The 24,428-nt window shown below is 58.4% G+C and carries 15 protein-coding genes; 10 read left to right on the top strand and 5 right to left on the bottom strand.

The genetic code is table 11. The features are described 5' to 3' along the window. Positions 1-4: 4 nt before the first annotated feature. Entirely contained in the window at positions 5-388 is a 384-nt protein-coding gene (locus tag N2602_RS15495; protein WP_172784582.1) for an H-NS family nucleoid-associated regulatory protein, read from the bottom strand. A gap of 611 nt (positions 389-999) precedes the next feature. Here N2602_RS15495 and N2602_RS15500 point away from each other — a divergent pair. After that, positions 1,000-1,368, top strand: a complete 369-nt coding sequence (locus N2602_RS15500) for an H-NS family nucleoid-associated regulatory protein (protein WP_172784583.1) — start codon at positions 1,000-1,002, stop codon at positions 1,366-1,368. Between the two features lie 54 nt (positions 1,369-1,422). On the opposite strand, the gene N2602_RS15505 is transcribed toward N2602_RS15500, so the two are convergent. The 3 genes from N2602_RS15505 to N2602_RS15515 all read right to left on the bottom strand — a co-directional run bounded on the left by N2602_RS15505 (position 1,423) and on the right by N2602_RS15515 (position 7,464). Continuing rightward, positions 1,423-2,892, bottom strand: coding sequence for an exopolysaccharide biosynthesis polyprenyl glycosylphosphotransferase (locus tag N2602_RS15505; RefSeq protein ID WP_172784584.1), 1,470 nt, complete (start codon positions 2,890-2,892; stop codon positions 1,423-1,425). A gap of 146 nt (positions 2,893-3,038) precedes the next feature. Then, complete coding sequence (locus N2602_RS15510) at positions 3,039-5,078, bottom strand: hypothetical protein (protein ID WP_260383176.1); 2,040 nt, start codon at positions 5,076-5,078, stop codon at positions 3,039-3,041. A gap of 49 nt (positions 5,079-5,127) precedes the next feature. After that, on the bottom strand, positions 5,128-7,464 hold the full coding sequence (locus N2602_RS15515; protein ID WP_212256979.1) for an AAA family ATPase: 2,337 nt from the start codon (positions 7,462-7,464) through the stop codon (positions 5,128-5,130). A gap of 352 nt (positions 7,465-7,816) precedes the next feature. Here N2602_RS15515 and rfbC point away from each other — a divergent pair, with 352 nt between their 5' ends. The 9 genes from rfbC to N2602_RS15560 all read left to right on the top strand — a co-directional run bounded on the left by rfbC (position 7,817) and on the right by N2602_RS15560 (position 23,394). After that, positions 7,817-8,374 carry a dTDP-4-dehydrorhamnose 3,5-epimerase gene (gene rfbC / locus N2602_RS15520; protein ID WP_172784586.1) on the top strand — a complete coding sequence of 186 codons (558 nt, stop codon included), beginning with the start codon at positions 7,817-7,819 and terminating at the stop codon, positions 8,372-8,374. 13 nt (positions 8,375-8,387) lie between these two features. After that, entirely contained in the window at positions 8,388-9,446 is a 1,059-nt protein-coding gene (gene rfbB / locus N2602_RS15525; protein ID WP_172784587.1) for a dTDP-glucose 4,6-dehydratase, read from the top strand. Positions 9,447-9,453: 7 nt separating this feature from the next. Beyond that, positions 9,454-10,443, top strand: coding sequence for a dTDP-4-dehydrorhamnose reductase (gene rfbD, locus N2602_RS15530; RefSeq protein ID WP_172784588.1), 990 nt, complete (start codon positions 9,454-9,456; stop codon positions 10,441-10,443). Beyond that, a complete protein-coding gene (gene rfbA, locus N2602_RS15535; RefSeq protein ID WP_172784589.1) occupies positions 10,352-11,239 on the top strand; it encodes a glucose-1-phosphate thymidylyltransferase RfbA in 888 nt (295 codons plus the stop codon). The genes rfbD and rfbA overlap by 92 nt, the downstream gene beginning before the upstream one ends. A gap of 462 nt (positions 11,240-11,701) precedes the next feature. Next, complete coding sequence (locus N2602_RS15540; protein ID WP_260383177.1) at positions 11,702-18,244, top strand: DUF4082 domain-containing protein; 6,543 nt, start codon at positions 11,702-11,704, stop codon at positions 18,242-18,244. An 11-nt stretch (positions 18,245-18,255) separates the two neighbouring features. Continuing rightward, positions 18,256-18,576 (top strand): hypothetical protein, encoded by a 321-nt coding sequence (locus N2602_RS15545; protein ID WP_172784590.1) that lies wholly within the window; start codon positions 18,256-18,258, stop codon positions 18,574-18,576. Then, a complete protein-coding gene (locus N2602_RS15550) occupies positions 18,554-20,773 on the top strand; it encodes a peptidase domain-containing ABC transporter (protein ID WP_260383178.1) in 2,220 nt (739 codons plus the stop codon). Before N2602_RS15545 ends, N2602_RS15550 begins: the two co-directional genes overlap by 23 nt. Then, the gene (locus N2602_RS15555; RefSeq protein ID WP_246571029.1) at positions 20,770-22,197 is read left to right on the top strand and encodes an HlyD family type I secretion periplasmic adaptor subunit; all 1,428 of its coding nucleotides are present in this window, start codon (positions 20,770-20,772) and stop codon (positions 22,195-22,197) included. Before N2602_RS15550 ends, N2602_RS15555 begins: the two co-directional genes overlap by 4 nt. Positions 22,198-22,221: 24 nt before the next feature. After that, positions 22,222-23,394, top strand: a complete 1,173-nt coding sequence (locus N2602_RS15560) for a hypothetical protein (RefSeq protein WP_260383179.1) — start codon at positions 22,222-22,224, stop codon at positions 23,392-23,394. A 21-nt stretch (positions 23,395-23,415) separates the two neighbouring features. Here the strand turns inward: N2602_RS15560 and N2602_RS15565 are convergent, their stop codons facing one another. Next, on the bottom strand, positions 23,416-24,303 hold the full coding sequence (locus N2602_RS15565; protein ID WP_260383180.1) for a glycosyltransferase family 2 protein: 888 nt from the start codon (positions 24,301-24,303) through the stop codon (positions 23,416-23,418). Between the last annotated feature and the right edge of the window lie 125 nt (positions 24,304-24,428).

Below are 24,428 nucleotides of genomic sequence, written 5' to 3' on the forward strand. Positions count from 1 at the left end.
GCCATCAATGCTCGTGACCACCAGCATTCCGGCTCGGCGCTTCGCCGTTCTCGCGAATCCTGAACTCCTCCAGCGTGTGCCCTGATTGGAGCGCTGCGACCAACCAGCGCGGCTGTTTGCCACGCCCAGACCAAGTCTCTGTGGGCTTGAGGGGATTGAAGTATTTCGGAACGACCTTCGGGTATTTGCGACGAGGGGGCTGACTTGAGCCAGTCGTTGTCGCCCCGCCCTCCGCCCCGGCGAATTGATCCGGCTGATTGAGTTGCGCAAGGCGCTTTTCCAATTCCCGCTTTTCGGCTGTGATCTTTTCAGCAAGAATCTTCGTCAGCTCCTCGTGGAGGAGCCAAAGTTCTTCAAAATCCATGGCTTCGAGATCCTGCCTGCGCATAAGCATTCTCGTCACCGTTCGACCGGCACCTTGCGTACCTGTCTGTCACCTACGTCGAAGATCGCGGCGAACAATGGGCAGGGGAGCAAGGCTTGGTCTTCAAAATTGCCACGACAATAAATAAATAATATATTATTTAATATATATTGCGAGGATTATTTTCATGTATTTATTGCGGAGGAGAAAACCTTGCCGGAGCCTCGAAGAGAAGCATTGGAGATTCGCGACTGTCCACCGATCCGTCCTCAAGCGGCGATCACTCGGTTTATCGCGCCCTCGGCCGCAGTGGCCGATATCGAGGCGTCGAAGCTACAAATGCTGACGTTGCCGACGGGGCGGCGGAGCAGAGTGAGCTCGCGCTCCGCTTTCCGTTTAATGAGACGCCCCTCGCTTGAACCGCGTCTCGATACTCGCGCAGCGCGTGTTGTTACTGCAACCGCTATTAAATTCAGCGGATAATCACATTTTTAGTCTTGATTGGAACCGGCGACGCAGCTATGTGGAGCACCGAACTTGCCATTCGGTTCCACGTTTTTTTACACCGACCCAACCTAGCTTCTTGATTACTAGGCCGGGATTGTATTAAATGGGCGCAACCACAGGATGCCAGTATGTCGACCAAGAAGCTCGAACTAGAAGCGATGTCCCTTGATGATCTCTGGTCGCTTCATGAGGAGATTAGCGGCATTTTGTCGGATCGGATAAAGGCGGAAAAGCAGGAACTTGAGAAGCGTCTGGCGGTTCTCGGCGGCGGAATGGCTGCGTTAGCCGAAACGAGCGGGTTGGGCGTCTCTCCCAACGGCAAGCAGAGACGAAAATATCCGCGTGTACTGCCGAAATATCGTAACCCGCAAACTTCCGAAACTTGGTCGGGACGCGGCAAGCGACCGCGTTGGCTGGTTGCTGCCATGAAATCGGGCCGGCGGATCGAGGAGTTTCGCATCGGAGAGGCGGCTCCGAAGCTTCGGCAGCGGGCGTGAGAACTTGCTGCGCCACGAACTGGTGCAGCTCGGCGCCTTACGTCGAGATCGAGCCTAGTAGGCATTGCGCCCTCGCAATACTTCCATGGGAGTTCGCAACAGGATTGCGAGATCCAGTCGAATACTCCAATTGTCGATGTACCAGAGGTCGTACTGGACACGTGTTTCGACCATGACTGCTGTAGGGGTTGGGCCCCGGCACCCATGGACTTGGGCCCAGCCGGTCAATCCTGGCCTGACCCGGTGGCGGAGCGCGTAGTTTCGCACGAGCTTGTCAAATTCACTGTCGTGAGCCACGGCATGAGGACGCGGGCCCACCAGCGACATGCTGCCGTCGAGAACATTTAGGAGCTGTGGCAGTTCATCGAAGCTCGTCCGGCGCAGCCATTTGCCGACGCGGGTAACGCGTCGATCGGCGCGGTTGGCCTGGAGGATTACAGGCCCGTCCTCGAGCACATGCATGGTCCGGAATTTGCGGATCAAGAATATTCGGCCGTTGAAGCCACAGCGTTGCTGCCGAAAGAATATAGGGCCGGGAGAATCCAGCTTGATCGCGACTGCAGCCAGCGCAAGCAGCGGGGCGAGCATCGCCAGGCAGAGGCCAGCCCCCATAATGTCAATCGTCCGCTTAATCGCGCGCTCCAGCGGCGTCAGGGGGCCACGCTGGAGTTCTACACAAACGGCACTTCCAAGACTTCGCTTGGGGTGTCGAAGCAATTCGGACGTTGTGCCGACGGGCACGAAAATGATCGGGAACGGCAAAACGCGCAAATCGGCAACAAAGGCTCGCAATTCGGGCCATCGCTCCGGGTCAGCTTCCACCACCACCTGATCGAGCCGGTAGGTGCGGATGTGGTCGATGACACGGGCCGTGAGCCGCCTTCGGCAGGCAGGACCGAATCCGAACGGAGGCAAGCTGAACCTTTCTTTGACGAGATACCCGTGCATCGACAAGGTTTCGGACAATCCCACGTTCTTCGACAAGGGTTGATCGCTGATCAGGACAATATTCGTATTGGCGAACTTCCTGCCGCTCAGGGCCCTCCCGAGAAGCACCTTAACTCCCCACCGCTCACCCAAAAGTAAGCCCAGGGCCAAGACGGCGAAGAGCAGGCCTCGGTGCAGAGAGCTCTCCGGGCGGATTGCGAAGCCGAACACCGCCAAAATGAAAAGCACCGAAGACATCCAAGCCAAACAGACCGCGCGGATCTGATTTCGGAGCGCGAGGAGCTCAACCGGCTGATAAAGCCCGTAGGCCTTCAGCAGGCAAACGAGACAAACCGCGCTAACCAGCGCCAAGCCAAGCGCGTTGCCCAAGTTGGCCGCGGCTTGGCCATTCTGCGCTTGGTACAACAACGTGGAGACGATGCTCGCAAATAGGATGGTCGCAATATCAGCACCGAGCACTACGTGCTCGACCGCGTCATAACGGAGGGGCCATTTGGGCTCGGGGGATACTGTCGCTTCGGGACTGATACGATCCGTAACCTCCCGATCGGGGAAATGTCGGTTCACGAAATTCATGGCCGGGGCTCTGCGATTTAATATTAATTATTTATTAATTAAAGGGGTTTATCAAGTAAAATCCGCAGCTCCGCCTATTTAATGACGTGTGCCCCTTTGTCGCCGATCTGCGATCGTGGCTTGGGCTGAGCTCGCGGCTCTTGAGATTATCGAGAACCCATGCGGGAACTCCGCGCGTGCACCTGGTCGAGGAACGCCGGATCGAGTTCCGAAATCAGGCCCTCGAGATAGATCTTCCCATCAGCCGAGGCTGACCGGTAAGCGGTCACAAGGGCTGGCTTGAGGGCAGGCCGATGTCTAACGACGAGGCTGACGTCCCGTTTGATCAATTCACGCAGGTCAGTGTCCCGCACCATGGCATCTGCGGCGAGCGCGACCGATACGCGCAACGGAAGCAGGTCCAAATCATTCGGCGCGGTATAGTATGACATTCTGAGCATCGCTGCCGTGCTGGGCTGGGGCGAACTGTGCTTCGACGTCGCCGCGAGCAGGAGCCAAATGTCACCGCGGAGCGGCGAAGAGCGCAATGCACGAGCAAACTGGTCCGAAGTCATGGGAGGAGCCGTCCTTTGCTCGTCGGCAGCCAGAGCCGAATCCCGGGTAAAGCTTGGTCCCCCGCGGATCCATAAGTCTTCACGCGCTGCCGCGAGGGAAACCGTCTTCGACATCGCGTTCGGCCCTGCCGCTGCAGTCGAAAGAACTGACGGCAAAGACGATCTTGCACCGAAGTACCGGTCGGGGAGCGCCATCCATGCTGCCTGCACGATCAACACAATACCAAGCACCATCAGGCTAACGCGGGGCCAAATGGTGACTGACGCTGAGGTCAACCTTCGGCGAGGCGCAGGTGCTTGATTTGCAATTTGGTCGGACGTCGCTTTCGTCTCAGACGATATGGCGTCACGTTCCGCGCCGGAGAGGCTTTGACCGAAGGCCAGGCCAAAAAGCGCAGCGACCAGAAGCGATGCTCCTAAACCAAGAATTCCATGATCGGAAAACGCGAGTATCGTCACTGCAATCAAAGCGCCGGCGCCCAGCGCTGGGAAGACGTAATCGTAAGTACGTGACAGAGCACGTCTGATCAGAATAGAAGCGCAGAGCAACGCAGCAACCACCAGCGCGCAGAGAAAAGCCCACCCCATGTCTATAACGATCGTGGCGGCGGCGGTTGGCCTTTCTGGCGAGTCGCCAACTCCAGCGTCCTGGTAAATCGGCAAAAGTACCGTCGAAGCACCCGCACCGGATCCTGCCGGCGCGACGTCCTGCAGCATCCGTTCTGTTGCGGCCTGACTGCTCGTTGACAAGACGATCGTCAGATCGGTGTTCGTTCTGAAGGGAATGACCGTAGCCGTGGCAATAAAAATAATCGTGGCAGTTGCAAGGACGCCAGCAGTACCCCACAATCCCGGGAACCACCTGCGAACCGCGAACACCGAGAGCAAGATTTCTGAGCCGAGGAGCGCCGCGACGACTGCAGTTGAGTTGGCTCGAATGAGCAGCGCGGCCATGCAGATAATCATTGCGATGATCGCGGCGGACAGCGCAGGGAGCGGGCTTAGCGCAATTGTTCCTGGCCGACTGCGTCGGAGTACCTGATCGACCGCACGAATTGCCGTTGCGCAGGAGAGCAACACACCGAGCACCGCGATGGTTGAGCCGTCGGGCCCAGCCACACCGGTTATTTCCCTGCCGAACCACATGGCGGTAACGATTGTGGCTATCGACAGCAGAATATGTAGCAGTTGAGCTGCGCGATATCGGTCAAGCGCAATGGCTGCAGCAATGAGAGCTGCAGCGAGCACAGCGCAATACTGCACGAGCGACAACATGGTCGCCGTGGTGTCGACTGTGATTTTTTCAGCGAGGGGCTCGTTTAAGGTCGCCGATGCAGTTGCCCAAATGGGATTGCCGAGTTTGTCAATCGGCATCGGCACCGCCTGCAAGGCCATCCAGAGCGCCGGAGTCGCGAGTACAGCGACGAGACTAGGACGGAGCAGTCTGGCAAGCCCGAGGGAGGAGGGCGGTAGAAAGATCGCGACCATTAGCGCCGCCGTTGCGAGTACCAACGACATCAACACCCAGCCTTGCAGGCTTTCCGGCATTGCGAACGCCGCGGCAATCGCCACCAACTCGGCCAATATGACAAGCCGGACCATCATGTAAACACCGTGGTGTGGTGCGGCCACTCCGCTGGTCCCTCGGGCCAGCTAACGGGTAGGCCGCTATGAACCAGCCTCAAGAGCCAGAAAGACCATAACGGATGTAATGGCTATCATGGTAATAGTAGCTCCGATGTCCGTCATATCGAGCCATCGCCTTGGTATCGGTCTTGCTGAGAACTGCCCCAATCAGAGATTCGTGAATGTTTGGTGCCGTGTGCAGTGCGTGTTGCACTACATCAATTTTGGTCCGGCCCCATTCGACAACGAGAATGTAGCAGTCAATCAGAGATGAAGTGGCTCGAACATCCACCAACGGTGTCAAGGGCGGAAGGTCGACGATGACGTAGTCATACTCGGCCCGTAAACGGTCGAAGAGTTTGCTTATCGAGTCCGCGCAAAGAATTTCGCTGGTGTGGAGCAAAGGTCCCCGACGCACGGCGGGCAGAAATGCAAGATTGGTCGTCGGGTCCCTCCAAACAGCGTCGGCGAGCGACCGGCTACCGTTTGCAACTTCGATGATGCCGCAGGCCGCCTTGGGCGCAAAGATGCCGGTCAGCGAGGGATTCCTGAGGTCGCAATCGACGATAATGGCTCTCTTTCCGGTGTGTCCGATCAATTGCGCGAGCGAAGCTGCAATCGTGGTCTTTCCCTCATTCGGTAACGCAGAGGTAATGCCGATGACCTGGGAAGAGATTTTCGCCGGATTGTGGTCGATGGCTAGCTTGATGGAACGAATGGCCTCCGTATATCGAGATAGCGGCATCCCGACCACCGTCTGATGAATTGCGGCTGGAGACGAAGAGATCCGTCGCTGAACATCATCGTCGGTTTTCTGGAGGCGGATTGGTGGCTTGGGAGATTTGCGGGCCGGCAACAACGGGACCAAAGACAGACAAGGCAACTCCAGTACGGTTTCCACCTGTGAAGAGGTCCGAAAGACGCGGTCCATGAGGTCTCTGAGGAGCGCCAAGCCGATGCCCAGCGCGAGACCACCGAGAATGCCAAACGCCAGGATCAACCTTGTTTTCGGCTTGCTCTTGCTCGCCGGTGGCGAAGCCGGAAAAAGTACCCGCGTATCCGAGGTGGGAAACGTCTCCTGCTGTGTGGAGCCCATGTAGCGCTGAAGGAAAGTCTCGTACAAGCTATGCAGGCCCTTTGCCCTGCTTTCCAAGTCTTTGATGGTCAGCTCAGCAGAATTGACCGAACGGGACTGCGAAACGGCTTTGGATAATTGCTTTTCGATTTCTTCCTGGCGCTGTTTGGCCAGTTCGAATTCGCTTCGGCTGACCTCGGCAAGTCGCCTGACTTCGTCAAAAATGGAGACGCGGAACTCTCGCGCGCGGTTCCGGATATTGACGACTGCCAAGTGGTCACGACCGACCCTCGCGGCCAACTCGGCCTCACGTCTGGTGAGCTCCAGATATTGCTGGCGCAGCCCCGTGATGATCTGGCTGTTCAGCGCATCGGTCCCGATAGCATCCAGATTGTCTATCGAGGACGGCTTTTTCGGGTCGATGGCAAGGAGAGTTTCATAACGAGCCAACTTGGCCGTGGCTTCAGATGTCTGAGCACGTGCGGCGGCCAATCGATTGTTGATCTCCGTGATCTGCTGCTCGTCGATGGGTTTCCCACCCAGAGAAACAATGTTGTTTTGAGCCTTGTAGACGTCGACGGCACGTTGCGCGGCGAGGGCTTGGTCGCCCAGATCACGCAGCCTCTCCTGCAGCCAGCTGGTTGCCTTGCGATTGGCCTCGAATTTTGCATTGAGCTGGTCTGCAACATAAGTGTTGGCGATCGCATTCACGATCTCCGCGGCTCGAGCTGCGTTGCTCGAGCTGAAGCTGATCTCAATGACGTGGCTGTACCCGACGCGTCCAGCGGAAAGCCGACTGAGGAATGCGTCTACGAGAGTGTCCGATGGTTCGCCATTCGTCTCGAGTGGCGCATCCTTCTTCGATTTAGTCGAGGCCCAAGGCCAAACTCGTTGCCAGAGCGCCTGCAAAGAGAGGCCGGATGCACTAAAGTCCGGATCGTCGGCCAGTTTCAACTGCTCGATTACCGCAACCGCATTGGCCTTTGATCTCAGGAGCTGAAGCTGGGTGTCGATTTGACTGAGATCGAAGGCCGGCTCGGCGACGAGTGACTGCTGCTGGACAAACTGAGGCCTGGGATTGGCCAACAGGATCTGAACCTGCGCCGTATAGGTTGGAGAAACCAAACGGAGATAGAGCAGGCTGGCCGCAGTGGCGAGTACGGCAGTAACAAGGATCACGAGATACTGGCGCCGTAGAAGCCCGATGCCGAAATTGATGACGTCGGTGATTCCTCCGCCGTCTGCCTGGGCGGGTTGAGCCGGTCCGTTCACCGGCAGCCGCATCCTATCCGCATGTTGAAGATTGTTCTGAAGCATCACGTACCTGTCCGACGATTGGTCACGTTGCGGCCGCCCGCCCGCAGGCGGCATTTAAAGCGATCTGCGAGATAGTACGAATTATATACCTTATAAAAACTCACTTGCCAAATTAAATAAACAATATATTAATCGAGGCGAAGATGGAAAATGCAGGTCCTGGCGGTTTTGCTTAGGCGTGCGTTCGCGAATTCCCAAATTATTACGTGACTTACGTCTGGTCTAATGGCTTCCGCCGAAATCGTGCGACCGTTTTCGTGGTGGATTGTGAGGGTGGAAAATTAATCTCGACGGGGATTATGGTCCACCTTATCGAAGCCCGATCTGAATTGAGAGGGCAGAAGGGTACCCAATGTTGGAACTGCGATCCTTGGCGATCCCTGATGTCAAAGTCATTCGCACAGATCGGTTTTCCGACGCCCGCGGCTACTTCTCGGAGACCTTCCAGCGATCAGCGTTTGCAGAGAAGGGAATTCTCCATGACTTTGTTCAAGACAATCAGTCCAGCTCGGATCGGATCGGCACGGTGCGCGGCTTGCACTTCCAGCGGCCGCCCTTCGCCCAGGCGAAGTTGATACGGGTGTTGAGCGGGGCGATTCTGGATATTGCAGTTGACCTTCGGCGTTCATCGCCCAGCTTCGGCAAGCACATCGCGATCCAGTTGGATAGCGAAAGCGGCGAGCAGGTGTTCATTCCGAAGGGATTCGCGCACGGCTTCTGTACGCTGCAGCCCAAGACCCTCGTCTTATACAAAGTCGACCAGGTCTATGCCCCAAGTCACGACGGTGGAGTCTATTGGGCCGATTCAACGTTAGCGATCGAGTGGCCCGTGAGGCCCTCAGAAGCCCAGGTGTCGCCAAAGGACCAGGCCCTTCCTACGCTCAGCCAGCTCGGTTGCGTTTTCGACTAGTGGAGGCGGTAGTATGCGTATCTTGGTGACCGGCGGAGCGGGATTTATTGGTTCTGCGGTCTGTCGCCGTTTGGCGCTCCAGGTGGGTGCCGCAGTGATCAACATCGACAAGTTGACATACGCAGCCAACCTGACGTCGCTCGCGAGCATCGAGAGGCTGGAGACCTATGTGTTCCTGCAATCCGACATTTGCGATCGCGAGACTATGGATTGTGCGTTCGCCGACTACGAGCCGGATGCGATCATACATTTGGCCGCCGAAAGCCACGTCGACCGCTCGATTAACGGACCTCAAGCCTTCGTCAATACCAATGTGGTTGGCACCTACACGCTATTGGAGGCGGCCAGAGCCTACTACGAACGTCAACCAGCTTCGAGGCGGAAGCATTTCCGCTTCATCCACGTGTCGACGGACGAAGTCTACGGCTCATTGGGACCGGACGACTTGTTTCGAGAGGATACGCCCTACAGGCCGAGCTCGCCCTACTCGGCGAGCAAGGCCGCCTCGGACCACCTCGCGCTCGCGTGGTTTCGAACCTACGGCCTGCCCGTGATCGTGTCGAATTGCTCGAACAACTATGGGCCGTATCAGTTTCCGGAAAAGCTCATCCCGCTGACGATTCTCAATGCGATCGATCGGAAGCCTCTGCCGGTCTATGGCGACGGAAGGAATATCCGCGACTGGCTTCACGTCGATGATCATGCCGCGGGCTTGATACGACTTTTGCACCAAGGAAGGCCCGGCGAGAAGTACAATTTCGGCGGAGATGCCCAGCGATCCAACCTGGAGGTCGTCACCCGGATCTGTGACGTTGTGGATCGATTGTCTCCGGGCGCGGGGTGCAGACGTTCTCTGATTACGTTCGTGCCGGATCGTCCGGGCCATGATGCGCGCTATGCAATCGACGCATCGAAAGCACATCGCGAGCTCGGCTGGAAACCGACCAGAACCTTCGAACAGGGCCTGTTCGAAACCGTCGGATGGTATCTCAAGAACCGAGCGTGGTGGGAGCGTGCTCGCAGCGGTGTCTATGACGGCTCGCGTCTGGGTCTCCTGGCGGCCCAAGGCTGAGGTGAAGATGACAGATCGACCAATCCTCTTTGCTGGACGGAATGGTCAGCTGGCAATGTGCCTTCGTGATCTTGCCACAGTGCGCGGCTTGCCTGCGGTGGCTCTCGGGCGCCCAGAACTCGATCTAGAGAACCGGGAAGGGATCGACAAGCTCATTGCGTCGATCGGGCCGTCTGCAATCATCAACACGGCCGCCTATACGGCGGTAGATCAGGCCGAATCTGAAGCAGCGAGGGCCTTCAGCATCAATCGTGATGGCGCGGCCGCGCTGGCGGATGTCGCGTGGCAACTGAACATTCCGCTCATCCATCTGTCGACCGACTATGTCTTCGACGGTGCGAAACCGGATGCGTACGACGAAAGCGACATTCCAGCGCCGTTGAACGTCTACGGCGCTTCCAAGCTTGCCGGGGAGGCTGCTGTATTGGCAGCGCACCCGCTCGCGACCGTGATCAGATGCTCCTGGCTTTACAGTCCCTATGGCAGCAACTTCGTCCGAACGATGCTGCGGCTATGCGAGACGCAGCAGGTCGTAAGGGTTGTCAGTGACCAGCATGGTAACCCGACTTACGCGTTCGACCTTGCAGACGCCGTCCTCCGGATCGCACAACGGTCAGTAACGGACGATCGCAGGGCCACGGCCGGCATCTTTCATCTCGGTGGCCAAGGCGAGGCAAGCTGGCACGATTTTGCGCAGGCAATCTTCCACGAGTGTTCCCGTCGCGGTGCCCGGATTCGGGCGCTCGAGGCGATCACGACCGAGCAATTTCCGACCGCTGCGCGTCGACCTCGGAACTCGCGCCTTGACTCATCCAAGGCCGAACGCGTGTTCGGGATTCGCTTGGCGCCTTGGCGCCATTCACTTCAAGCTTGTCTGGACCAGCTGGTCGGAGAAGGAGAAACCGATGCTGAAGGGAATCGTGCTGGCTGGCGGCAGCGGAACGCGCCTCTATCCGATCACGCGCGTGGTCAGCAAGCAGTTGCTCCCGATCTATGACAAGCCGATGATCTACTATCCGCTGTCGACGTTGATGTTGGCAGGGATCCGCGAAATTCTGATCATCACCACGCCTTCAGACCGGTGTCAGTTCGAGCGATTGCTGGGCGACGGCAGCCAATGGGGTATCCGGCTCAGCTACGCGGAACAAACCCGACCCGCCGGTCTCGCGGACGCGTTCATTGTCGGTGCCGACTTCATCGGAAACGATCGCGTAGCGATGGTGCTTGGAGACAATATTTTCTTCGGCGACGGCCTGAGCGAATTGCTTGCCAGGGCAGCAGGTCGCGAAGAAGGCGCAACGGTTTTTGCCTATCACGTGCGAGACCCAGAACGATATGGCGTGGTCGCGTTTGATGAAGCGGACCGCCCGGTGTCGATCGAGGAGAAGCCCAAACGGCCGGCTTCGAACTGGGCGATCACGGGGCTGTATTTTTTCGACAACCGCGTCGTTCGCTACGCTCGCCGCGTCGAGCCATCGGCGCGCGGCGAGCTCGAGATTACCGATCTTCAGATGCGTTACCTTTCGGCCAATGCGCTCCACGTTGAACGCATGGGGCGGGGATTTGCGTGGCTGGATACCGGCACGGTCGAATCTCTCATCGATGCAGGGACGTTCGTGCAGACCTTGGAAAAGCGACAGGGAATGAAGATTGCCTGCCTCGAGGAGGTCGCGTTCAGGCTCGGCTTCATCAATCGCGATCAACTTCTTGCGCTGGCGCAACCGCTGGAGAAGAGCGGCTACGGCAAATATCTCAGCGAAATCATGCGACTGCCGCAATTCGTCCCGCGCTAGCGCCACTCAGTCGATATTCGAAACCGAGTTAAATTATGTGTATTGAATTGACCGCAGTTTAAAAGGCAATTAAAATATAGAGAGGCGATTATTTATTTAATCGGTATGGTCATGCTGGTTCAAAAGGCGAACGCCTTCGGCCGGGGAACTCGGTACGTTTGGGGGGAGGATATTCCAGCCCTTTGGCCGGAATCGCCGTTCGTGAGCGCTTTCGCGGGTTTCGACGCACTTGGCCTCTGGGCTCCGCGGCTCGTTGATCGGCCAGTAAGCGGATCATTCACTCCCGGGGGGGGCGCCTCGTTCTTCGAACAGACGTTTCGGACCGACTCGGGTGATCCGTCGGGCTTGCGCGGCGCTATGCCCGCTCTCTTCGCCGCACCTTCCCGGTCGCGGTTGTCTGCGCTTCTGTCTTCGACGTCTTTGACGAGCGGTCATAATGGCCTGACGCCAACGTTCTCATCTGTGGCGAACGAAGCGGCGCAGAAATCTCAATCGGTTTCCACTCCTGGCGCCACTCACTGGGTCCATCCGACTGACGGAGCCTGGAATGTCGCAACGAATTGGAGCGCCGGGCTTCCGGGGATCATCGATGCCGCGTTCCTCGATGCAGCAGGAACGTATGTCGTCACGAGCTCGGCCGGTGTCGACATTGGGAGCCTGGTCCTCGATGCAGGTGCGACGCTTTCGTTGGGGGCCGGCTCGCCGTTTGTCGTCGAAGGCGATGTGCTGAACAATGGGACAGTCGAGGTTGGAGCGTTCCTTGGCAATCGCATTACGACCGGGGAGTTTAGGGGTGACGTCAGCGGTACTGGATCTTTCGAGATTGCAGACAAGGCGATCCTGGAGATCGGAGGGTCGGTTTCCGGCCAGTTCCTGAATGGATCGTTCTCCGGCATAACCGTGTCGTTCGAAACGGGAACTGGTACGCTTGTCCTCGATCAGTCGGCCAACTTCGCCGGGTTGATCACAGCTTCATCGCCGGGAGCATCGCTTTCGCCGGGGAATCTAGTCGACCTGAGGGATCTGCCCTTCACATCGTCGATGTCGGCGACCGTCTCCTACGATAGTAGCTCGAATATCAGCACGGTGGATTTCAGCAACGGTGCGGCCAATGTCACCTTGCTGTTCTCAGGGATGGACTTGAACTGGAATTTCAAGAGCGATGGGCTGGGCGGCACCATCGTCTCCGATCCTCCGACGAATCCCACCGTATTGGAAAACCAGAAGCCAGGCACGCCGAGAAGTGTTTGGGAGATCCAGCCGGGCGACAATTCGACTCTGACCCAGGGGTTTGCGACAGCAATCAGCACCAATGTCGGGGGGACGGTCCAATTCAAGATCAACAACCTGACCGGAAATCCGAATTATCGCGTCGATGTTTACCGGCTGGGCTATTACGGTGGCAATGGTGCCAGACTGGTTACGAGCCTGCAGCATCAGGCTGCAGCCGCGGTCGTCCAACCCGCTCCCTTAAGGGACGCGTCGACCGGTCTCGTAGATGCAGGCAACTGGAGTGTAACCGATTCCTGGAGCGTGCCAACCGATGCCGCCTCGGGCGTCTACATCGCCAACGTCATCAACGGTACCGAGATTTTCCAGATTCCATTCATCATAAGGAACGATGCTTCGCACAGCGACATCGTCCTGCAGACAAGTGATCAGGATTGGCAAGCCTACAACGGTTGGGGAGGGGCCAACCTGTATTTCGGGAACGGCCCCGGCATCAATGGATCGGCCTACGCGGTCAGTTACAATCGCCCCCTCGTGACGCGCGACGGCACCGGAACCTTCTCCGAGGGGGGAGATTCCCCCTTCACGGCTGAGATCGCGGCCATCTATTGGCTCGAGCAGAACGGGTACGATGTCTCTTACATTTCTGGGATAGATGCTGCGACAAACGGCTCGTTATTGCTCAATCACAAAGTCTTCATGGACGCGGGGCATGACGAGTATTGGACCGAAGCTCAGCGCGCCAACGTAGAGGCCGCAGCGCACGCCGGCGTGAACCTTGCGTTTCTCACAGCCAACGAGATCTTTTGGAAAACGAGGTTAGCGCCCAGCATCGATGGCAGCGCGACACCCAATCGCACGCTCATTAGCTACAAGGATACGCACGCAAATGCGCTGATTGATCCGTCAGGACAGGCGACCGGAAACTTTTCCGACCCGCGGTTCGGGGCTCCTCTTCCCTCGAATCAGCTGACCGGCACATTGTTCGCGGTCAACGCGTTTCGGTACGATACGATCACGATACCGTACCCGATGACCCAATTGCGCTTCTGGCGCAATACGGCCGTCGCGCAAACCCCAGCCGGGCAGACTGCCTCGCTCGTACCTGGCTTATTGGGCGTTGAGTGGGACATCGCGCCGGACAATGGATTCCGTCCAGCCGGGTTGGTCAGTGTCTCGTCTTCCACAATCAATGTGGACGGGAAGTATCTGCTTGACTACGGCAACACTTTCGGAGCGGGCACGGCGACCCACAATCTCGTGCTGCATCGTGATCCTGTCAGTGGTGCACTGATCTTCTCGGCCGGTTCTATCAACTGGCCATGGGCGCTTGCTAGCGACCACGACGGACCGGCGACGCCTGTTGATCCGAACGTTCAGCAGGCGATGGTTAATCTTTTCGCCGACATGGGGGTTCAGCCGGCGACGCTGCAGGCGAGCTTGACTGCCGCAATCCGGTCGACAGACGCTGCGGCGCCGAACTCCAGCATCACCAATCTTTCTGCCGCCACTGTTGTCGAGGGGCAGTCGATCACGGTGACGGGGACGGCCAGCGACGCGGGTGGAAAGATTGCCGGCGTCGAAATTTCCACGGATGGTGGAACAACCTGGCACCCAACCAACAGCAATGTTGGCGCGACGAACGTGACGTGGTCATATACGTTCGTCACAGGCGCGCAGGGGACATATGGTCTCAAGACCAGGGCGGTCGACGACAGCTTGAACCTGGAAACACCTGGTGCGGGCACGACCTACACGGTCACGCCATCTTCCAACCTGACACTCTTCAGTCCGACTGATACGCCTGCGGTGATCTCAAACAGCGATTCCGGAGCAGTCGAGGTCGGCGTCAAATTCATCCCCGCTGTGTCGGGCAAGATCACCGGCATACGTTTCTACAAGGCGTCTGATAATACCGGAACTCACATCGGTGACCTCTGGACCACCAACGGGACGCTGCTTGGGAGCGCCACGTTTAGCAACGAAACAGCGAGCGGCTGGCAGCAGGTTGATTTCGCGACTCCTGTCAATGTGCAGGCGGGCGTCACGTATGTCGCTTCCTATCACACGAACACTGGCCACTATTCGTCGACCGACTACTACTTCATCGACTACGACGGCCTGACGAAAGGTGCGCTCACCGTACCTGGTAGCAGCCTCAACGGCGTCTACGCCTATGGGAGTAGCCCCGTCTTCCCCAGCAACGTTTCCTATGTCAAGGCCGCGAATTACTGGGTCGACGTCGTTTTCAGCGATTCAGGCCTGACGTCGCCGCAAGCTCACGAAGACAGCGGCTTTACAGTCAGCCAAAATGGCGTGCTGAACATTCCGGCATCGACGCTGCTTGCGAACGACACCAACCCGTCCGGGCTCGCTTTCTCCATTACCAGTGTCGGTAACCCGGCCAACGGAAGCGTAAGCTACAATTCACAGAACCAGACGGTGACCTTTACTCCCAGCGCCGGTTATGCCGGGGCGGCCAGCTTTACCTACACGATCACGGACACGAGTGGCCAAAGCGGGTCCGGCCAGGTCTCGCTCAAGGTCAACTATCCGGCCTCTGCACAGAGCCTGTTCGGCACCAATGATGCACCGAGCGCGCCTAATTCCGGCGACACCAGTCCTATCGAGGTTGGCGTCAAGTTCACCGCATCCGTGAGCGGAACGATAACCGGCCTGCGATTTTACAAGGGATCGTTGAATACCGGTCCCCATATTGCGAATCTATGGAGCTCGACCGGAGCCCTGCTTGCGACTGCCACGTTCACCAACGAGACAGCCAGCGGCTGGCAACAGGTCAGTTTTTCCAATCCCGTCGCCATCACGGCAGGGGCAACCTACGTCGCCTCCTATCACACCAACGGCAACTATTCCGGCACTCAGAACTATTTCGTGACATCGCTTGCCAATGGCCAGTTGACGGCTCCGGCTGGCGCCAACGGAGTCTACAGCTACGGATCCGGAAGCGCGTTCCCGACCAACACGTACAAATCCTCCAATTACTGGGTCGATGTCGTCTTCAACGGCTCCTCCTCGACCAGCGTGCCGCAAGCCAACGCCGACGGCGGCTTCACGGTTAGCCAAAATGGTGTGCTGAACATCCAGGCATCTGCGCTGCTGGCGAACGATACCAACCCGTCCGGGCTGGCTTTCTCGCTTACCAGTGTCGGCAATCCAGCCAATGGAAGCGTAAGCTACAATTCGCAGAACCAGACTGTGACCTTTACCCCCACCGCTGGCTATGCCGGGGCGGCGAGCTTCACCTACACGATCACGGACACGAGCGGCCAGAGCGGGTCCGGCCAGGTCTCGCTCAAGGTCAACTATCCGGTCTCCGCACAGAGCCTGTTCGGTACCACTGATGCGCCAAGCGTCCCCAACTCCGGCGATACCAGCCCGGTCGAAGTCGGGGTCAAGTTCACCGCATCGGTGAATGGGACAATAACCGGCCTGCGGTTCTACAAGGGATCGTTGAATACGGGTCCCCATATTGCCGATCTCTGGAGCTCGACCGGAACCCTGCTTGCAACTGCCACTTTCACGAACGAGACAGCCAGCGGCTGGCAGCAGGTCAACTTCTCCAATCCCGTCGCCACCACGGCAGGCGCCACCTATGTCGCGTCCTACCACACCAATGGCAATTATTCCGGTACCCAGAACTATTTTGCGACGTCGCTTACCAATGGTCAGTTGACGGCTCCGGCTGGCAGCAACGGAGTCTATGCTTACGGATCCGGAAGCACGTTCCCGACGAATACATTCAAATCCTCCAACTACTGGGTCGATGTCGTCTTCAACGGCTCCGCCGCCAGCAACAATACCCCGCCAACCGCGGTTGCTGACAGCGCGGACGCCATCGAAAAGGGTGGCATGAACAACAGCACTGGCGGTTCGCCCGCGACCGGCAACGTGCTGGCCAACGACACCGATCCCGATTCTGGGGACACCAAGACCGTCACTGCATTCAGCTTTGGCACGACCAGTGGGACGTTCCAGACGCCTCTCGCGGGCGCGCACGGCACGCTCTTGCTCACTGCCTCGGGTGCCTTCACCTACACGGTGAACGAGAACGATCAGGCCGTGCAGGCCTTGCGGCAGTCGACCAATACGCTGACCGATGTCTTCAGCTATACGATGCGGGACGCCGTGGGCGCCGCCTCGTCGACCACGCTTACTGTCACCATTCATGGTGCCAACGACGCGCCGGTACTGGCGATCCAGACTAGCAACCAGGCCGTGACCGTTGGCTCGGCGTTTTCGCTAACGTTGCCCGCCGGCACCTTTACCGATGTCGATGCCGGGGACTCGCTCACCTACAGCGCAACCGCTGGCAGTTCAGGGCTTCCGGGCTGGCTCACGTTCACTCCATCGACCCGAACCTTTACCGGCACGCCGACGTCCGCGGACGTTGGCACGTTCAGCGTCACGGTGTCCGCTGCCGATCTCGGCAACCTCACGAGCAGCGAGACATTCAATATCGCAGTTTCGGCGGTTCCTTCGACCGTGAGTCTATTCTCGAGCACCGATACTCCGGCGATCCGATCGGGGTCGGACACTTCCCAAGTCAACCTCGGGATGCAATTCACGTCGTCCGTCGCAGGCACGATTACCGGCATCAAATACTACAAGAGCGCGAATGACCCCGGAACCCATACGGGTTCGTTGTGGAGCAGCACCGGCGCGCTACTGGCGACCGCGACTTTCACCAACGAGAGCAGCAGTGGTTGGCAGACAGTCACGTTCAGCAATCCGGTGTCCATCACAGCCGGCACCACCTACGTCGCAAGCTATCACAGCAACGGCCACTACGCCTCCACCACCAGCTACTTCACTGCCGCTCGCACCAATGGGCCGCTCACGGCTCCCGCGAACGTCAACGGCCTTTATACCTATGGAACGAGCAATCTGTTCCCAACCAGTACCTATAACGCGACCAATTACTGGGTTGACGTCGTGTTCAACAGCTCCAGCGGCGGCCCCAACCGGTCACCCGTCGCCGCGAACGACAGCGGCTTCGACGCCACGCAGAACGTGCCCTTCGGGATCCCGGCCTCGGCACTGCTCGCCAACGATACCGATCCGGACGGCAATACGCTTACGATCACGGGCGCGAGCGGCGGTGTGAACGGCGTCGCCAGCTACAACGCCCAAAGTAACAGTGTGGTCTTCACACCGACGACCGGCTACACGGGGCCGGCGTCGTTCAACTACAGCATCTCCGACGGCCAAGGTGGCTCCGCCAGCGCATCCGTCGCCCTCGATGTGAATGCTGCGTCTTCAACGGCTGTGCGCCTGTTTAGCGCAAGTCAGGAGCCTAGCATTGTGGCGGCCAATGATCCTAAGTCTGTGGAGCTGGGCGTCAAATTCCAGACGTCGACCCCGGGCGATATCATCGGCGTTCGCTTCTACAAGGGGCCAACCAACACGGGCACTCACGTTGCAGATCTCTGGAGCAGCACCGGGACTTTGCTGGCAACTGCGGTCTTTACCAACGAGACGGCCGACGGCTGGCAGCAGGTCAATTTCGCCACGCCCGTGACGATCATGCCGGGAACCACCTATGTCGCCTCCTATCACACCGCCGGGAACTACGCGGCCGATCCAGGCCTGCTCGCCAACGCAATTACCAACGGACCTCTGACGGCCCCATCCTCGGGCTCGATCGGCGGCAACGGTGTGTTTGCGTACGGGACAGATAGCCTATTCCCGACCAACACCTACAACTCAACGAGCTATGGCGTTGATGTTGTTTTCAGGCCTCAGCTAGCAGCATAGGAGACGTAAAGATGCACGCCGAACTTTATACCGATGGAATCGAAGAAATTACCGTCAGCGGAACCATCGTCCGCATCGATCTGGTCAGTCTTTCACCGACAGAGCGTGACGCCAACAACGCCCCGAAGCGCGTATTTTCTCAGCGGCTGATCTTTTCGGTCGAAGCTTTCGCCAATTCGGTCGACGTGATGCAGAAGGCGCTTCAGGGCCTGGTTGATGCGGGCGTGGTCCGGCGGAACCAGCCAGCTGGATCGCAAAACGGTGCGTCGGGAGTACGTGATGCGCTGGCGCCCAACACACGGTCTCTGAATGTCTCTTCGAATTTCCGCTGAAATCGATGCCGCTGGCGGCGCGAAGGACCGGGTTGCGGACGCGCCCGCACCCGGATTGTCAACCCAGACGGCATTGGAATGCCTGTCCAAGGTATCCAGTCACCATGGCATAGATCTGCCGGTCGAGCGCTTGAAGCACGCCTATGCGGTAGCCGGCCCGCTCTCGTTGAATCTCCTGTTGCGCATGGCGAAGGATGCAGGCCTGCGCGCGAGAAGCACGAAGCTCGATTGGAGCGCACTGATTCGTCTCGGAGAGGCCTATCCTGCGCTGGCGAGGCTCGCCAATGGCAACTGGATCGCCGTCCTTGGTGCGGGGCGGCGAACTGATGGCACCGAGGTCGTCAGCATCTTCGACCCGCTCGCCGACCGCAAGCACGAGGTCTTGGTTGTCGACCGCGATCGCTTCTGTGCGCAGTGGGCCGGTGACACGATCCTGATCAAGCGCGAGCAGTTGACACAGGATAGTCGAAGGAGTTTCGGCCTCCGGTGGTTCGTGCCGGAACTGCTTCTTCAATGGCGGCTGTTCAGGGACGTCGCCATTGCCGCCATCCTGCTCTATGCGTTGGGCCTCGTCGTCCCGATCTTTTTCCAGCTCGTCATCGACAAGGTTTTGGTTCACGAGAGCTTCACCACTCTGTACGTACTCGCGGCAGGCGCGGCCGTGGCGCTCGTCTTTGACGCGATATTCGGCTTTCTGCGGCGCTACTTGCTGCTATATGCGACCAACAGAGTCGACATTCGCGTTGCGACGAAGACGTTCGGTCATCTCCTCGGGCTGCCGGTCACGTTTTTCGAACATATGGCCGCGGGGGTTCTGGTCAAGCACATGCAACAAGCGGCGCGGATCCGTGAGTTTCTGACTGGCCGCCTGTTTTTGACGACCCTCGATGCGCTCTCGTTGTTCGTCTTCCTGCCGGTCCTTGCGCTGTACAGCGTCAAATTGACTTTGATGGTCCTGGCCTTCACCGCCGCGAGCGGCGCTGTTGTCGGCCTGCTCATGGGTCCATTTCGGCGACGACTGTACGATCTATACCAAGCGGAAGGTGCGCGGCAGGCCCTCCTCGTCGAAACAGTTCACGGCATGCGCACCGTGAAATCGCTGGGGATGGAGCCAGTGCAGAGCAGGGTTTGGGATAGCCGCTGCGCGCAGTCCGTGACCATGCGATTTGGTGTCGAGAAGATTTCCGCAGGCGCCCAGGCGCTCACCGGATTTCTCGAGAAGATCATGACGCTTGGAATCATTTCTGTCGGAGCACTCGATGTCTTCGCTGGAGAAATGACCATCGGCGCCCTGGTTGCTTTCAACATGTTGGCCGGCAGGGTCTCCGGACCGCTGGTCCAGCTCGTGACCATGGTGCACGAGTACCAGGAAGTGGCTCTTGCCGTGAAAATGCTCGGCGAGGTGATGAATCAGAAGCCTGAGCGCGACGGTCGGAAAGATGGGCTGCGGCCCGACCTTGCCGGCAAAATCGAGTTCGAAAGTGTCTCTTTTCGCTACGGATCCGACGGATCGCCGGCGCTTGATGATGTCTCCTTCACCGTCGAGCCAGGATCGATCTTCGGGATCGTGGGACGGAGCGGCTCAGGCAAGACGACTCTCACCAGGCTGATTTCGGGCATGTATCCGGTGCAGCAGGGGCTCCTGCGCATCGACGGATATGACTCGAGGGAGCTCGACCTCGCGCATCTGCGCCGAAACCTTGGAATCGTCCTGCAAGATAATTTCCTGTTTCGCGGGACGGTTCGCGACAATATCGCCTGCGTGAAACGTGATGCCACTTTTGCCGAGGTCGTCGCTGCAGCGCAGCTCGCAGGCGCCGACGAGTTCATCGAACGGTTGCCGCGTGGCTTCGACACCATGCTTGAGGAAGATGCCTCGAACCTGTCCGGCGGGCAGAAGCAGCGGCTCGCGATTGCAAGAGCTCTGATCGTCAATCCAAGGATCTTGATTTTGGATGAAGCGACGAGTGCTCTCGATTCCGAAAGCGAAATGATCATCAGGCGCAATCTCCGCCGCTTGGCGGCAGGGCGTACTGTCATCATCGTCTCGCATCGGTTGTCGATGCTCACTGAAGCAAGCCAGATACTGGTGATGGACCGCGGCCGAATCGTCGATGTGGATCGCCACGACCACCTCCTGTCGAAATGCACAATTTACAGGCACTTGTGGAATCAACAGATGAAGCAGATTGCATGAGGGAGACAGGGCCATCACGCGCGGATGTGAAGCCGACCGCTCTTGTTCCGGCCAGGCCGGTCGAGCGCCGCCGCAAGCTATTCAGGCCAGGGCCGAGGCGAGCGCCAGTCATCGCCGAATTCCAGTCCGATGCCACCGAACTCGAGCAGCAAGCGCCACCGCGGCTCGCGCGTTTCACCCTTTACGGCGTACTTGCACTGATTGCTTTCGCGGTCATCTGGGCTTCCGTTTCGCAGGTGGAGATGATCGTCACGGCGCAGGGAAAACTCACCACGACGCGTCCCAACCTGGTTGTGCAGCCGTTGGAAACGTCGGTCATACGCGAGATCCACGTCAAGGCCGGTGATCGCGTCAACCGCGGCGACGTTCTGGCGACCCTCGATCCGACGTTTTCGCAGGCGGATTTCGACCAACTGCGCGGCAGAGTGGCTGGATTCGATGCGTCGATCGATCGTCTGAGCGCTGAATTGAATGGAATCGAGTACGCCGTCAAGGAGCTGACGAATTCGGATCAGATCCTGCAAGGCAAGTTGTTCTTGCAGAGGAGAGCCGCCTACGAGGCGCAGATCCAGAACTACGACGCACAGATCGCTTCCGCGCAAGCCAATCTCAAGACAGCACAGAATGAAGAGGCGGTTCTCCTTCAGCGGCTCGACACGATGCGTTCGATTGAAGCGATGCGAACCACGCTGATGGACAAAGAGGTCGGTTCGAGGCTGAACTTCCTACTGTCTCGCGATGCACGGCTCGAGGTCGAAAGCAATCTGGCGCGTGTTCGCGGCAGTATCGCCGATAGTACCCATCGGCTGGAGAAGGCACGCGCTGATCGGAAAGTATTCGCCGAGGAGTTTCGTCGCACCACCTATCAGGAACTGGTGGAGACGCTGCCGAAGCGCAATAGCGCAGCAGAGGAATTGAAGAAGGCCGAGCTTCGTCGACAGTTGATCGTCCTGCAGGCGCCGGCAGATGCCGTGGTGCTGGATATCGCGAACCGGACCGTCGGCTCGGTGGTTCGCGAAGCCGAAACGCTGTTCGTCCTGGTTCCGCGCGACGTTCCGCTTCAGGCGGAGGTCAACGTCGAGGGGCGGGATATCGGTCAGGTGACGCTCGGACAGTCGGTTCGGATCAAGTTCGAAGCGTTTCCCTTCCAGAAGTATGGAACTGCAACGGGAGAAGTCCGCGTCATCAGTCAGGATACGTTCTCGCCGGATACGAAGGCCGAAGGTGCGCGCCGCGCGCCAGCTCCCTATTACCGCGTACTGGTCGATTTGTCGGACACGCACCTTCGGCTGCCGGCTGAGCGCATCCAACTGATTCCGGGTATGGCGGTGACGGCCGAACTGAAAGTCGGCAGGCGCACCGTGATTTCGTACTTCCTTTATCCGCTGCTGCGCGGATTGGATGAAAGCATTCGAGAATACTAACCCGGCTTGGAATGGCGATCGACCATGATGATTAGTCCGAATTTTGGAGTGAAGCTCGTGGTGCCTACCGTGGAGAGTAAGCTCTCGCGAAATGCACCATTGGTGGACTACGCGCTCAAGGGGCTGGAACGTTGTTGGTTGCCTGAATACCGCCGGTGGTCGCACATCTACCATCTCGATCGACGTTCTTCACCAAACGAATCGGTACCGAGCAGCGACGTATTTTATACTCTCAATGTGCTTCTTGGAATGTCGCGCGTTGCCGAAATCCCAAGTGGCATTGATATACCCGAGATATTTCATCGCAACGTTCTGCAACTCACCAAGCTTCCTGTACGCAAGTATGCCTTCGGTATGGCGCTATGGAGCGCGGCCGAGCTCGGGCTCGAAATTCCGGACCCGGTTAAATGCGAGTTGAGAGCCATTCTTTCCGATGAATCCCGGTGGAGGAGCTTCCGTGCGCAGGATCTTGGCATGTTGCTCACGGGAGTCGTGAGTCAGGCGAGGGCAGGCGAGAACGAGTGGTGGCGCTATGCCAAGCCGCTTTATCGCCTCCTGAAGGAGCGCTTTCACAGCGAATCGGGAATATTCTTCGATGCACCGTTTGGGCTTCGTCGCCGTTTCTCGTCCTTTGCAACGCAGACCTACCTCTCGATCGCCTGTTATCAGTATGGCGAATTTTCCGGTGATGCGTCCGCACTTGTCATGGCCGATACTTGTGTGCGCAATCTGATCGCGCTTCAAGGCTCGCAAGGCGAATGGCCTTGGTTTTTCGACGCGCTGAGCGGCCGCGTCATTGACTATTACGAAGTCTATTCGGTCCATCAGTATGGAATGGCTCCGGCGCTGCTGGAATGGGCCGAGCGCTTTGGGCAGAGGCAATCGCGGGATGCCTTGGTCAAGGGATTCAACTGGGTCCTTGGGTGCAATCAACTGCGCCGGCCCATGCTCGTCCCTGAACTGAACCTGACTATCCGCTCGCAAGTTCGCAAGGGTGAATTGACAACAAGGACGCCGAGGGTGTTCCGCGCCCTCAAGAACGCCTGGCTCGGACACGGGGAGCGGCTGATCGACGCTGCGGATGTGGAAGTTCGGCTTGAGTGCCGCAGCTACGAGCTGGGCTGGATTCTGTGGTCATTCGGCCGGCGCACCGACTTGCCGGAACTGACTTACAATGTCGCCTTTGGCTGCCCCTGACAGAATTGCCGTTGCGCTAGTCTAACGATTCCAGGCTACTGCTCGCCTGCTCCGTAGGTGCGAGAGCATCGTCATGGCGCGGTGCGCCCGGACGGCACACAATACGGCAATGGCTTTGAGGCGGACGCCGCTGCCATGCAGACGGTCGCTGGTCAGCACGGTCACAGCGTTTGGCGCGAGAGATGCGAAGACGAGCAAGGCTTGCGCGAGCCAGCGCAATTGCCAAACAGGTTTGCCTTCCGCCATGTTGCGATAGTGCGCGATGTGTCGATCCCATTTGGCGTAGAGCTCCTGCAGAGAGCTCCGGGCCGGGTGGAAGACGATCATCTCGGGGGTGTATCGAAACCGAAGCCCCGCACGCAACGCACGCTCTCCCCACTCCATATCTTCGGCGACCTCGATGCCAGCAAAAGGGCCGACGCGATCGAAATCGCGGCGAAACACCGCCATGTTGCCAGTGCCGGAATAACCGTGGCGCTCAATATAGAGTTTGAAGCGATAAGCGAAGACGCTCTCGTAAGCCGCAATGGCATCGAGCTCCGCATTTTCCGCGCGCCAAATGCGAACGTCGCCCCCGAGAACTGTGCCCGCCGGCGACAAGTTGGACCATTTCACCACGCTGCTCAGCCAATCCGGATGCGCCCTGCAGTCGGCATCGATGAAGGCGAGGATCTCGCCGTTGGCCGCAGCGACGCCTGCGTTTCGCGCCGGTCCCGGACCCGGCTGCGATTCGTGCTGCAGCCGTACACCAGGATGGCCGGCAACGATGTCCGTTGGGGGCGTTGACGAGCCGTTGTCCACCACGATGACCTCGAACGCCTGACGAGGCAGGCTCTGCGCATCCAGGGTGCGCAAGCAGACTTCCAGCGCATCAGACTGGTTCAGATGCGGAATAATGACTGAAATCACTAGTTAAATCCTCTATTTAATTTGCGTTGGGTTGTGTCGTCCGTCCTCTAGCGCTGGAGCCCCGATATCCGGCTTCCAATGATGCAGTCAGTCCTATTTAAATGTTGCAATTAAATATCTCGCGC

It is taken from the genome of Bradyrhizobium sp. NC92 (assembly GCF_025200865.1).
Taxonomy (GTDB): domain Bacteria; phylum Pseudomonadota; class Alphaproteobacteria; order Rhizobiales; family Xanthobacteraceae; genus Bradyrhizobium.

Bases quoted from the DNA above. Each gene is read 5' to 3' on its own strand.
- N2602_RS15495 (WP_172784582.1), bottom strand. From the start codon at position 388: ATGCGCAGGCAGGATCTCGAAGCCATGGATTTTGAAGAACTTTGGCTC.
- N2602_RS15500 (WP_172784583.1), top strand. From the start codon at position 1,000: ATGTCGACCAAGAAGCTCGAACTAGAAGCGATGTCCCTTGATGATCTC.
- N2602_RS15505 (WP_172784584.1), bottom strand. From the start codon at position 2,892: ATGAATTTCGTGAACCGACATTTCCCCGATCGGGAGGTTACGGATCGT.
- N2602_RS15515 (WP_212256979.1), bottom strand. From the start codon at position 7,464: ATGCTTCAGAACAATCTTCAACATGCGGATAGGATGCGGCTGCCGGTG.
- rfbC (WP_172784586.1), top strand. From the start codon at position 7,817: ATGTTGGAACTGCGATCCTTGGCGATCCCTGATGTCAAAGTCATTCGC.
- rfbB (WP_172784587.1), top strand. From the start codon at position 8,388: ATGCGTATCTTGGTGACCGGCGGAGCGGGATTTATTGGTTCTGCGGTC.
- rfbD (WP_172784588.1), top strand. From the start codon at position 9,454: ATGACAGATCGACCAATCCTCTTTGCTGGACGGAATGGTCAGCTGGCA.
- rfbA (WP_172784589.1), top strand. From the start codon at position 10,352: ATGCTGAAGGGAATCGTGCTGGCTGGCGGCAGCGGAACGCGCCTCTAT.
- N2602_RS15545 (WP_172784590.1), top strand. From the start codon at position 18,256: ATGCACGCCGAACTTTATACCGATGGAATCGAAGAAATTACCGTCAGC.
- N2602_RS15550 (WP_260383178.1), top strand. From the start codon at position 18,554: ATGTCTCTTCGAATTTCCGCTGAAATCGATGCCGCTGGCGGCGCGAAG.
- N2602_RS15555 (WP_246571029.1), top strand. From the start codon at position 20,770: ATGAGGGAGACAGGGCCATCACGCGCGGATGTGAAGCCGACCGCTCTT.
- N2602_RS15560 (WP_260383179.1), top strand. From the start codon at position 22,222: ATGATGATTAGTCCGAATTTTGGAGTGAAGCTCGTGGTGCCTACCGTG.